This window comes from Rhodopirellula sp. SH410 (genome assembly GCF_055811895.1).
The window spans coordinates 3,097,271-3,109,649 of sequence record NZ_CM147949.1 but is presented as its reverse complement, the minus strand read 5'-3'; the positions used below and the strand labels follow the sequence as shown (position 1 = coordinate 3,109,649).

The following is a 12,379-nucleotide window of genomic DNA, read 5'->3' as shown; positions in this document are numbered from 1 at the left end:
GAGGCTCGATGCTGTTAATTTTGTGTTAAGAGAGGTTCTGCAATCGGCAGGTCCCGACTAGAAGTATGACTACTACTTCCTCCGCCCCAACCAGGCACCTCCCCCAAGAGGCATTTCGTGCTCAAATCTGCGTTGACACTCACTCTTCTGCTCGCTCTGCCCTTGGGCATCGGATGCAGTTCGTCGCAATCATCGAACACCTCTGATTCATCGAGTAGTGATTCCACGGTCAAGTTACAGGGGTCGGGAGCAAGCTTTCCTGCGCCGCTATACGGTCGTTGGTTCAAAGAATATAGTTCGAAAACAGACGGTTTGAGAGTGGACTATCAAGCCAAAGGCAGTGGCGGCGGTATCAAAGACTTTATTGAGCATACCGTCGATTTTGCGGCGAGCGACGCGGCGATGAACGATGAGGAGATCTCGCAGGTTGATGCGGGCGTGGTGTTGCTACCGATGACGGCAGGTAGTGTTGTGCTTGCCTACAATCTGCCGAGTGTAGACCAACCGATCAAATTGTCCCGTGACGCCTACACGAAGATCTTCATGGGGGAAATCGCCACCTGGAATGATCCTGCGATCGCGAAGACGAACGAAGGGGTCTCGCTACCGGACCTTCCCGTGACCGTTGTTGTGCGAGCGGACAGCAGTGGAACGACGTTTGTTTTCACAAACCACCTGTCGGCCATCAGCAAAGAATTCGCCGATGGACCAGGAACAGGAAAAAGCGTCAGTTGGCCCGAGAGTGACAAGTTCATCGCCGCTCCCAAGAATGACGGTGTCACCGCGACGATCATGCAGACTCCAGGAGCGATCGGCTACATCGAGTATGGATTCGCTGCCCAGGCAAAGCTGCCGATGGCGGAGCTAGAGAACCAAGCGGGAAACATGATCGCGCCAACGCTGGAGAACGCAAAGGCGGCCCTCGCTGCGGTAACGATGCCAGAGGACATGCGTGCTTGGCTGCCCGATCCATCGGGTGATCAGGCCTATCCGATTGTCAGTTACACATGGTTGTTGTGTTATCAAAAGTACGAGGACGCGGAGAAAGCGGACGCGATCAAAGACCTCGTCCGCTGGTGTTTGACGACAGGGCAAGAGGCGAGCGGTGAAATGGGCTACGTGGCGTTGCCGCCCAACGTCGTCGAGGCCGTGCAAGCCAAACTCGATTCGATTCAATAACGCGAAATGAACGCTATGCCCAATCCATCAGAATGGAAGTCGAAAACGTCAGTCGCGACCGAGCCAACGAAGTTCGATGTGATGAGCGACCGTGTGTTTCGTCTGTTCACGAGACTTTTCGCATGGTCAACCGTGGCGTTGGTTTTCTATATCGTCTACGAGGTCGGCGGCAAAGCAATGCCGGCGATTCGTGAACAAGGGTTCTCGTTCTTGACGACGACGACATGGAATTTGCAAGACGGAGAGTTCGGTGTTTTGCCCGAGATCTGGGGGACTCTTTACAGCTCGATTCTGGCGTTGCTGATCGGTGGTTTCTTTGGCATCGCGATCGCGATATTTCTGACACAGAACTTCTTACCGCCCAAGATCGAATGGGTCTTTAAAAACGTCGTCGAGTTGCTGGCGGCGATCCCGAGTGTTGTCTACGGCCTGTGGGGGATATTCGTTGTCATTCCGATGATTCGCCCCACGGCGAACTGGCTGCACGGACACCTCGGCTGGTTCCCTCTGTTTGGCACTTCGTTGTCGGGTCCGGGAATGCTACCCGCCGCTCTGGTGCTATCGATCATGATTCTGCCGACGGTCTCGGCGATTTCGCGGGGATCATTGAGTAATGTCCCGAGCAAACTGAAAGAAGCCGCCTATGGTTTGGGGGCCACTCGGTGGGAAGCAATTTTTGGAGTCATCTTGCCCACCGCGGCGAAGGGGATCTTTGGCGCTTTGGTGCTCGGGTTCGGCCGGGCTCTGGGCGAAACCATGGCACTGGCGATGTTAGTGGGCAACTCCAATCAAATGAGTGTCTCGCTCTTCTCACCGGCGAACACGCTGGCGGCGTTACTGGCAAATCACTTTCCCGAGGCGGGTGAGAAGGAGGAACCGGTGCTGATGTATGCCGCGTTGATTCTGCTCGCAATTACGTTGGTCGTCAACATTTTCGGCGCCCTGGTACTCAACCGAGCTTCCGCTCGACTCACTGGAGTCGCCCACTAATGACCCCCAACGAAATCGTCGAGGAATTCTCTGAGGTTGACTTCCCGAAATTGGAGCATTCGCTGCGCCATCCACGCACACTGATCAGCGTGGTGTTGAGTATTGGCGCGTTTGTAGCGACGGTGATCGCCTGCATTCCACTGTTCAGTGTGCTCGTGATGCTCGTCTATCGCGGCGGCAGAAAAATCTCGCTAGAACTGTTTACCGAGTTGCCTCCGACCGCATTTGAGTCCGGCGGCGGGTTCGGAAATGCAATCGTCGGTACGATGGTGATCGTCGCGATTGCGGCGGCGATTGCGATCCCCAGCGGCGTGTTGACAGCGGTCTTCCTGGCGGAATTCGGTTCCGGGTCGAGGACCGCATCGGTTACTCGCTTCTGTGCCAAAACGCTCACGGGGTTGCCCTCGATATTGGCTGGGGTTTTTGCCTACGCGGCTGTTGTCGTGGTGACGGGAACCTATTCGGCTCCGGCGGGCGGAGTCGCACTCTCGCTGCTGATGCTGCCAACGATTGTCTTGACGGCCGAAGAAGCGATGCGCATGGTGCCGACTAAGATGAAGGAGGCTGCGATCGGTATGGGATGCACCCCCACACAAGTAGCCTGGAAAATCGTCTTGCCGACCGCCCTGCCGGGCATCTTGACGGGAGTCATGCTGGCCATCGCCCGCGCTGCGGGCGAGACCGCACCACTGTTGTTTACGGCACTCTTCAGCAACTACTGGATTTTTGAAGACGGCCAATCTCAGGTGATGGAGCCGACCGCCTCTCTGGCCGTGTTCATCTACAACTTTTCAGGAATGCCGTTTGAAAACCAGATCGAGATGGCTTGGGCGGCATCGCTCGTCTTGGTGTTGATGGTATTGACGATCAACATTACCGGACAAGTGATCTCTCATAAAACACGACTCACCTAACACGTACCTTCAGAGAAACCAACGTGATCGCAACACCTAGCAATGAAGTGGACGACTTGTTAGCCGATGGAAATGGCGAACTGCTCTTGGATTGCAAAATTCGCAACCTTTACTATGGATCATTCCGCGCCGTGCGGGATAGCCACATACCGATTCGTCGGGGATCCGTGACCGCGTTTATCGGCCCATCGGGTTGCGGCAAGAGCAGTGCCCTACGATGCCTCAATCGCATGAATGATTTGGTGCGTGGCTTTCGTTTTGATGGCCATGTTCATTACCGTGGCAAGGATATTTACCAGGCTCACATTGACCCGGTCTCGGTGCGTCGGTACATCGGAATGGTTTTTCAACAACCCAATCCGTTTGCGATGAGCATCTACAACAACGTTGCGTTCGGATTGCGATTGAATCGCTATCGAGGCGACGTTGCCGAGAAGGTTGAAGAAGCCCTGCGGGGAGCAGCGCTTTGGGATGAGGTCAAGGACAAACTGAAGAATAGCGGCCTATCGCTATCGGGCGGCCAGCAGCAACGATTGTGCATCGCACGAGCGATTGCGACTGAGCCCGAAGTCCTGCTGATGGATGAACCCTGCTCCGCACTCGACCCGATCGCAACTCGACGGATCGAAGAGCTGATGAGTGAGCTTACCCAGAAATACACCATCGCGATCGTCACCCACAATTTGCAACAAGCCAAACGGGTCGCGGACAGCACTGCGTTTATGTACGTCGATACGAGTGAAGGTGGCCGAACGGGTTATCTGGTCGAATTCGGCGACACACAGGAACTATTTGAGTCGCCGCGAGAAGACGCAACGAAGCAGTATATCCGGGGTGAGTTTAGCTAGCGTCGATCCGCCTTTGGTTACCCAAGGGAGAAAGCTCGATTCACCACTTGGTGATCATCTGCCTTGGCGCCTCATTTCCCACATAGAGACGGCCGATCATCGATTGGAATGCGGCCGAACACTCCGTGGTCGGAATCATCGAGCGTTCGCCCCAAAATTAACACGGTCGCCTTCAGCTCGTTCCGAAACCGGATTTCGAACGGCTTTCAGGTGTCGGTGCACAAGTTTCGTCGGGGCGTATCACCGAGAGGGCGGAACGAAATGCATCGTTCGGTCGTTGGTTCTCTGGGTTGAGACGCTTCGCGGGCTTCGGTGGACTGCCACCATTGTTCCTCGCCAGACTCGAACAACACCGCGTTGCCGGCGGTGGGGTCGATGTCAGAACGGGCTGCATCATGCCAAGCATGAAATAGCAGCGAGGCCGCATTTTTGTTATTGAAGTCAGGCTTGCTCGCAGGCGGTGCCAATAGGTAGAGACCTTGCCGGGCGCGGGTCATTGCGACGTATAGCAGGCAAAGAGCTTCGGTGACGCGGGCGGTGACATTCGCCCCAAACGTTTTCTGCCAACGCTCCGGCAGATAGTGCCACTGTTTTTCGCTGACGCTGCGACTCATCCCGGTGGGCGGTGCGCCGAGGTCGGGAAGATCCGCAATGCACTGGGGCGATCGACCGATCAATTCTTTGTGGAGTTCCGGTAGGAAGACAGCATCGAACTCCAGTCCTTTCGACTGGTGGACCGTCATCACGCGGACTGCGGCCGCTCGGGGGCGTTGGACGCGTTTCGCGTTCACCAGGTCGACAAAATCCCGCAGTCGTGCACGAGCCGTATGGCGATACAGTGTTGCCAGTTCGACGAGTTGGTCCAAACGACCGCGATCTCGAGCATCGCAAGTGCCGCGCAGTGCTTCGGTGAGAAACATCACGGTTGCTGGCAAACCGCGGTTTTCGAGCATCGATCGCAATTCGTTGCCCGCGGCATCGGACGCATCAACATCCGATAACGGAAGACACATGGCCAGCGGTGAGTAGGCGATGTGGAACCGCCAACGACCATCGCCTGGATGCTCGACCATCATCAGTGCGGAGAGCACCCAGCGTACTGCGACGGAATCGGACAGGGGATTCCCACCCTCGGCGCTCACATCGACGCCCCGCGACTCCAAGTGATCGATCAACATCGCCACGGTCGCATTGGTTCGCGTCAGAACACCGATCGACAGATGCGGTGCGTCGCGATTCAGCGTTTCGATTTGCTCGGCCGTTTCGACCAACAGGGCATCGTTAATCTCTTTAGCGGTCGGCCGAACCGGTTTGGCCTTCGGATTATCAGGGTCTTGCTTGGGCGGGACAAGCGGCCCGGTCATGAAACGCACAAACCCAGGCAGCGACTTGGCGGCAGTGTGCTTGGGGAACTTGGTCGCGAAGGTTTGCAACGCGATTGCCTCATAACAGGACTTCTCCGCCGGGTCTTCGTTCGCTGGCGTCTCCGCAAGCGGATGCTGTGTCAGATTTTGAAAGGCGTCGGTGACGGCATCGAGCACGACCGCTGAACTGCGAAAGCTCTTATCCTGGGAACTCGAGACGATGCCATCGATATTCGAGTCCACCGCATCAAAGATCTCAGCGACGCCACCGCGCCAGCCATAGATCGCTTGTTTGGTATCACCCACACAGAAAAACGAGTGGCTGCGACGCGGATCCAACTCCCGAGCGGCCGCCCCGTCGCCCGCGTTCCCCGCAGGCTTTACGGTCGCCAGCGCCAACACTTTGAGAACCTGCCACTGCACTGGAGCGGTGTCTTGAAACTCATCGAGCAGGAGGTGATCAATTTTCGCGTCGAGTCGTCGTTGGATCGTCACCGCATCGAGGCTGCGGAAGACACCCGCCAATCGCACGGCAATGTCGTCAAAAGCGAAAGCACGCTGAGCTTGCTTCAGTTCCGAAATCGCTTCGTTATAGTGCACCGCAACACCGCCGGTGGCATTGTTCTGACTCCGCAGCAGCGACAGGGCTTCGCACTGAACAGATTGGTATAAAACATCAAAGCCGGCATCGAGCTCAGGTGGGAACTTGCTGCGGCCAAACTTAACTTCCTCGTCCAATCGACGCGATTTGTGAATATTCTTTAGCAGGGTTTGTTCGACGAGCGGCCCCAAGTCGCGAGCATCGAGTTGATCCGCCATCTTTTCGAGTAGTTCTCGCAGTGACTTCTGTGGCAGGTCGGCCATCCGAAAGGCTCCCGCCGTGGAGGTGATCATCTTGGATTCGGGACGCGCTGGGACCTGGATCGAGTCCCAGACTTCGACGCCGGCTTGACGAGCCATCGTGTATGTCGTCTCCACCACGTTAATGAGCTCACGGGCGATATTTCGTTTAACGTCACCTCGACCGAGCATCGAGATCAGACTCTCGATTTCGGCGGGTTTGAGACTGTCGATCATATTGCCAACGGCGACCTGGCGCAGCCAAACCTCTTCGACATCGTCCGTCAATCGCCATCCCGGCGGCAGTTCTAATTCAAACGGCAGAGCCCGCGCCAGTTGAGAGAAGAGGCTATCGAGCGTGCAAATCCGCAGCCGGTGGATATTCCGCAGCAACCGATGAAATAGATCGCCACACACGTGCCGGGGCAGCCCCGGCAACCCCACCTGGTCGCGCAGCGCCGCCAGTGACTCGGGCTTCGTCGGGTCGGCGGCTTGGCCGAGCGTCACGAGCACACGCGTTAAAATCTCGCCAGCCGCTTTGCGAGTGAACGTGGTCGCCAGGACGGTTTCGGGTGGCGCCCCGGTTAGCAGGATCTTCAACAAACGCGCGGTCAATTGATACGTCTTGCCTGTCCCCGCCGAGGCGCGCACCAGCGTCGGTTCAAACGCGCCTCGCAACAATTCGGGTGTCAGCATTTCCTGGCCAAGCAGGAGGTCGTCGAATGCATCGTCCATGTTGTTTTCCGTCCCCATGGCGTTCGTCAATTCAGCCTCGGCAGGATTCGTTGGGTGATCGCTCATGGTGACTCCTCACTCGATTCGTTGTCGTCGTCGATCAGCATCGTGTTGAGCGATTCGTTGAACATCATTTCATAATCGTCAAACAGCACGCCCGCCGGATTCGGCTCGAACTGACAGTTGCGAATCTGTCGCACGCAGTCATGGATCAACTCATCGGCTTGATCAAACTGCGACTGGGTAAAGGCGGCGAGATTGATTTTCGTTTCCGCGTCCTTTTCGGCGACGTTAAAATATCCGAGCTCGACATCGGCGGGATTCGCGGAGATGCCCAGGTCAGGAATGAAGCGACGATAGAGCGGCAGTTGCAGGTCCACCCACTGTGTCGAACCGTCCGCCAGCTTTTTGAGATGTTTTTTTTCGGGCAGATGTCCGTGCGTTTTGTAGTCCAGAATGGCCCAGCGATCGAGCTCGGGATGATAATCGATGCGGTCAAAACGTCCTCGCAGTCCCGTGAACTGGCCATCGATCAGGATGCCCGTTGGATGCTTGGGCTTTTTCGTCTCGCGATCGTAATCGAGTTCGTCCACCGACGCTTCGACGCGGTGAATCCGCCACCCCAGGGCGTAGCGTTCGGCCTGGCGCAGGGCGACGGTTCTCAACCGGCGTTCGGCTTGGCGTACTTGCAACTGCACCGTCGAGGCGGTGTTGTCGCCATACTTTTCGGCAGCATAGCGATGCAACTGCGCAATCAACTCAGCGGCAATCTTGTCCGAATCCGGCTCGTCTTTGGCAGCGCTTTCGCCAAAGTACTCCAATGCTCCATGAACAAGATCGCCGAATTGATTTGCAGCGAGTTCGAGCGAGGCATCATCGAGCGGGCGCAGCTTCAAGACGTATCGCAGATAGAACCGGTACGGACACGCGAGGTAGGCCGAAAACGCTGTCACGCTGAGAGTCTCGATCGTGCGACCGGGCTGCGGCGGCGGCGGTCGAAAATAATCAATACCGCTCGACGGGCTATTCTCCGGTGCATCGACGCTCGTGGGCCGAACCACATGCACCGGCTCTCGATGCTCGGTCAACAATCCGCAGACGCGGCGAGCAGCGTCATCGGCGGTGGCCGCCGCGAGTAACCGACTCGGAGGCGTCGGTGATCCGTCGGCGGAGTGCGTGCCGACGAGAAAACGCACTTCGTCGCGAGTGCTCAACATCTGCTGCATCGCGTGCACGTCGCGAGCGTATCGCCGATCATTGATCCGTTGGCTGAGTGTCGCTTGGAGCGACGATGGCAAGTAGGGGTCCGACGATGCCGCCTCAGGCACAAACGGATGATTCAGCCCACAAACGACCAGCGCGGGCGCATCGTCGAGTGCCAAGTCAAGCCAACCTAAAATCTCCATTTTGTCCGCGGTGGGTGTATCTGCCAGTGAGATCTCACCAATCCGGGCAGATATCAATTCGAGTGCCGCGAGTGAGTCGACGGCGGTGTCCAGGGGCTCGCTGACATTTTCGAAATCGGCCAAAACCTTCAGTGTGGTCGTGATCGCGAGCGGGGTCAGGTTGCTGCCCGAACCACTCTCAATCTCGGCGGCATACACGTGTTCGAGCACGTCCACGACCGCTTTGCTCCATTGCCGAATCGTGCGGCGTTGTTGATCCAGCGGCGTCAGCCACGCCTCGACCAAGTTTCGAATCTCTTCGGCCGAAGCCGTTTCCGGACGGGCCGGCGGCAGGGGTTGATCGATACTGCGGGGAAAGGCGTCACCCATCAACTGATCGAGAGTCCTCAACCAATCCTTGCGGCGTTTTGCGGGAGCCCCACGATCCGCGGGCGCGTTGAAGTGGTGATCGATCATGGAGTATACGGCAGCATGGCGAACGAGTGCGGCCAGCGCTCGCCAACTTCGCCGCTGCCGGTACGTCACCAGCAATTCCAGCAATCGTCCCACCGAAGTCTCGTTGACGGTCCAGCCCAGGTGCCGGTAGGTGGGAACGCCCAGCAAACGACATTGATTTTCGATCGGTTCGATCTGGGATTCGTCAGTCACTCCGATCGTAATCGCATCAATGCTGTAGCTCTCGCCGAATTCCGCCAGCGACTCGACCACTCCGTGCGATTGGTCATCCACAGCAGCAGCGGGGATCAGTTGTTCATCACGAAGCGGCAACGTGTGGTCTTTCCATCGGTCCGGAATCAGGCATCCGGTCGAGTCAAAATGGTCGGCCAGTGAGGCGGGCGCTGCGATGAGGGCGGTGACGGGCGTGTCGACTTGCGCCAACATCGCCTTGACCATCTCCGAGAGGTCCGTCGCGCCGACGAGCACAATCGATCGCGAAGCTTGGCACTTGCCACCGGCAATTTTGTCGATCGCGGCCGCATTCGGGTCACACCGTTTGGCCGCCTCGAGTTGGCGACGATAGCGGCGCATGGAATCCACCAAGAACTCCCAACGACGGCGTTCGGAGTCCGACTCCACCTTCGCCAGAACATCTTCAAAGGTGCTATTTTCGGCGGCGATTTTGGACCACAATCGCCGCGTCGTCGACGCCAAATCCAACCAAGGAGTCGTCGCATCGGGTTCTGGAGGAGCCGGCACGAGTGTCTTTAACGCTTCCGGATCAGACTGCGATAGGACACGCGCCCAAGCGAGGGTTTGCTCAAAATCAGATGCCCAATCGGCTGGTCGCCGATACAGCAGGCTGGGCAGGCGTCCGACGAGATAGAAGCGTGGTGGATGATAGACGCGGCCGCTGGCCTGAGCGAACCCTTCAAGCTTCTCTCGCAAACGAGAGAGCGCTCGACTGGACGGCAAGACGACGTCGAGTGAACTGAGATCCACCGCTTCGGACGCGTCCGCATGCTGATTTTCCAACAACCACTCGACCGCAAGTTGGATGAGTGGTCGATCCCAATTGCAGAAAATTCGCTCGCATTTTGTGGGGGCTGGTTTCCCCGCGTTCCGTTTCGTCGCTGTCGGTTTCGCTGTCAATTCAAATTCTCCCATGACGCCTGCAATCATCCATACGCACATCAGAGAAAAGCATTCGGCATAACTGGTTTCACCGCGTGCCCCGCAGGCCGCGTTTCGCGAATCCCTGTGCGGGGCGACGCCCACGCGGTTAAACAAAAAGACTTGATTCGGATGTGCTTCGCACCAGTGTACGACGAAGGGCCCTTTGGAGAACCCGGAGTGAACCGAATCAATAGGAGTGATTCCGGCATCCGATTTGCGGACGACTCCTAGGAGGTGAGATTGGCCGTGGAGGTTCACGCCCGTGAGCAGAAATCTTTTTCGAATCGCTGCCAATTTAGAACACAATAAGTCGTCGTTCGTCTCCTTGGTCGTACGATCGGCCGGTCACACGCTGCCCTTTCGGCGCGGTAAACTTACCCATGTCAACACGTTTGATTCCTATTCTCTAACGGTACAGATCCTGATGAAATCGCCCGATTCCCAACCAACCGACGCCAAACCGACAGCGGCCCCCGCGCAAGAGGCTCAACCGGTTGGGACGAATGCCGTGGGTGAGCAACCGGGGATCACACGCCCAGCAGTGGTGCGGCCGAACGAATCGCGGGCCGGCGCGATGCCACGCAACGAACGTTACGACTGGCTCGGCGCGCATTTGGAAAATTGCGACGGCGTTGCCGGAACCCGATTTGCGGTGTGGGCACCCAATGCGACCGAGGTCAGCGTTTTGACGGACGGCAATGGATGGCAACCGGGACGCGATTGGCTGCAGGGTAGCGACTCCGGCGTGTGGAGCGGGTTCATTGCCGGGGCGGGTGAGGGCACTCGTTACAAATACGCCGTCAAGACGAAAGCGGGGGCGGTCCTCGACAAGGCCGACCCCTTTGCCTTCGCTGCGGAACACCCCCCCGCGACCGCTTCGATCATCCATGACCTCGACCAGTATCAATGGAATGACAGCGACTGGATGAATCGTCGCGGCCAGGTCAACTGGTTGCAGCAACCGGTCTCGGTGTACGAGGTCCAACTCTCGTCGTGGAAGCGTCCTTGGGATGGCCGTCGGTACCACAGCTACCGTGAACTGGCCACGATGCTGGTCGATTACGTCAAGGAACTCGGCTACACGCATATTGAATTAATGCCGATTACGGAATTTCCGTTTGACGGCTCGTGGGGATATCAGGTCACCAGTTACTTTGCGCCGACGAGTCGGTTCGGGAGCCCTGACGAGTTTCGATATTTTGTTGATCACTGTCACCGCAACGGCATCGGCGTGATCGTCGACTGGGTGCCCGCGCACTTCCCCTACGACGCACACGGATTGGCACACTTCGACGGCACGGGGTTGTACGAACACAGTGATCCGCGCCAGGGTTTTCATCCGGATTGGAACACACATATTTTCAATTATGGTCGCCAAGAGGTGCGTGAGTTCCTGCACTCGAGCGCCCGGTTTTGGTGCAAGGAATACCACATCGATGGACTGCGGGTGGATGCGGTTGCGTCGATGTTGTACCTGGACTACTCGCGGGAAGAGGGCGAATGGATTCCGAATGAATTCGGCGGCAACGAGAACCTTGACGCCATTGAATTCCTGAAACAGTTCAACACGCACCTGCACGCTGATTTCCCAGGCGTTTTGACGATTGCGGAAGAATCGACTTCGTTCGGTGGCGTCTCGCGGCCCGTTTACACCGGCGGACTGGGGTTCGGCATGAAGTGGGACATGGGCTGGATGCACGACACACTCGAGTACATTCAACGAGAGACGATTTATCGCAAGTACCATCAAGGCGAGCTATCGTTTCGCTCGGTCTATCAGTTCAGCGAAAACTTCATGCTGCCCTTGTCACACGACGAAGTGGTGCACGGCAAAGGATCGCTGCTCTCGCGGATGCCGGGCGATCAGTGGCAGAGATTTGCGAACCTGCGACTGCTCTACGGATACCAGTACGCTTCGCCCGGAAAGAAGCTGCTGTTCATGGGCTGCGAGTTCGGTCAATCGTCGGAATGGAACGCCGAGAGCCAGCTCGATTGGTCACTGCTACAGTTTGATGTTCACGACGGCATCAAGCGATTCATCGGTGACCTCAATCGGATCTACAAAGACTACCCGGCACTGTACGAACTGGACTGCGATCCCGCCGGTTTCTCGTGGATTGCCGCCGATGACGCGGACAAGAGCATTTTTACCTTCTGCCGGTTTGCCAGCGATGGCAGTACGATCGTCGTCGTGCTCAACTTCACGCCCGCGCCGCACGTGGGATACCGGATTGGGGTCCCGCAAGCAGGCACGTACAACGAAGTTCTCAACAGTGATTCGGAATTGTATGGCGGCAGCAACGTCGGCAACCTCGGCAAGATCACGAGCGACGACGTAGCCGCCCACGGGCGTGAGCAGAGCCTGAAGCTCAACATCCCACCGCTCGCCGTTGTAATGTTGGCCGTGACATGCGACGAAAAAGACACTTCTTTAAAAGAAACGACAGACAGTTAGACAAATCCTGCCCTTGGGCGCATCCTATGGGGTG

The 12,379-nt window shown here is 57.3% G+C and carries 7 protein-coding genes; 5 read left to right on the top strand and 2 right to left on the bottom strand.

Going from position 1 to position 12,379, the window contains the following annotated elements; all coding sequences use genetic code 11:
- Positions 1 to 117 precede the first annotated feature (117 nt).
- Genes pstS through pstB form a run of 4 tightly spaced genes read left to right on the top strand, consistent with a single transcriptional unit; the run spans position 118 to position 3,931 of the window.
- Positions 118 to 1,179, top strand: coding sequence for a phosphate ABC transporter substrate-binding protein PstS (gene pstS, locus SH410x_RS11340; RefSeq protein ID WP_473676606.1), 1,062 nt, complete (start codon positions 118 to 120; stop codon positions 1,177 to 1,179).
- Between the two features lie 15 nt (positions 1,180 to 1,194).
- Positions 1,195 to 2,169: a phosphate ABC transporter permease subunit PstC gene (gene pstC, locus SH410x_RS11335; protein WP_473676605.1), complete on the top strand. Its 975-nt coding sequence runs from the start codon at positions 1,195 to 1,197 to the stop codon at positions 2,167 to 2,169.
- On the top strand, positions 2,169 to 3,083 hold the full coding sequence (gene pstA / locus SH410x_RS11330; RefSeq protein WP_473676604.1) for a phosphate ABC transporter permease PstA: 915 nt from the start codon (positions 2,169 to 2,171) through the stop codon (positions 3,081 to 3,083). Before pstC ends, pstA begins: the two co-directional genes overlap by 1 nt.
- A 23-nt stretch (positions 3,084 to 3,106) precedes the next feature.
- Complete coding sequence (gene pstB, locus SH410x_RS11325) at positions 3,107 to 3,931, top strand: phosphate ABC transporter ATP-binding protein PstB (protein WP_473676603.1); 825 nt, start codon at positions 3,107 to 3,109, stop codon at positions 3,929 to 3,931.
- Positions 3,932 to 4,137: 206 nt separating this feature from the next.
- Here pstB and SH410x_RS11320 read toward each other — a convergent pair whose 3' ends face one another.
- Entirely contained in the window at positions 4,138 to 6,936 is a 2,799-nt protein-coding gene (locus SH410x_RS11320; protein ID WP_473676602.1) for a UvrD-helicase domain-containing protein, read from the bottom strand.
- The gene (locus tag SH410x_RS11315) at positions 6,933 to 9,866 is read right to left on the bottom strand and encodes a PD-(D/E)XK nuclease family protein (RefSeq protein WP_473676601.1); all 2,934 of its coding nucleotides are present in this window, start codon (positions 9,864 to 9,866) and stop codon (positions 6,933 to 6,935) included. The genes SH410x_RS11320 and SH410x_RS11315 overlap by 4 nt, the downstream gene beginning before the upstream one ends.
- Before the next feature lie 448 nt (positions 9,867 to 10,314).
- On the opposite strand from SH410x_RS11315, the gene glgB reads away from it, so the two are divergent.
- Positions 10,315 to 12,345 (top strand): 1,4-alpha-glucan branching protein GlgB, encoded by a 2,031-nt coding sequence (glgB, locus tag SH410x_RS11310; RefSeq protein WP_473676600.1) that lies wholly within the window; start codon positions 10,315 to 10,317, stop codon positions 12,343 to 12,345.
- The last annotated feature ends 34 nt before the right edge of the window (positions 12,346 to 12,379 follow it).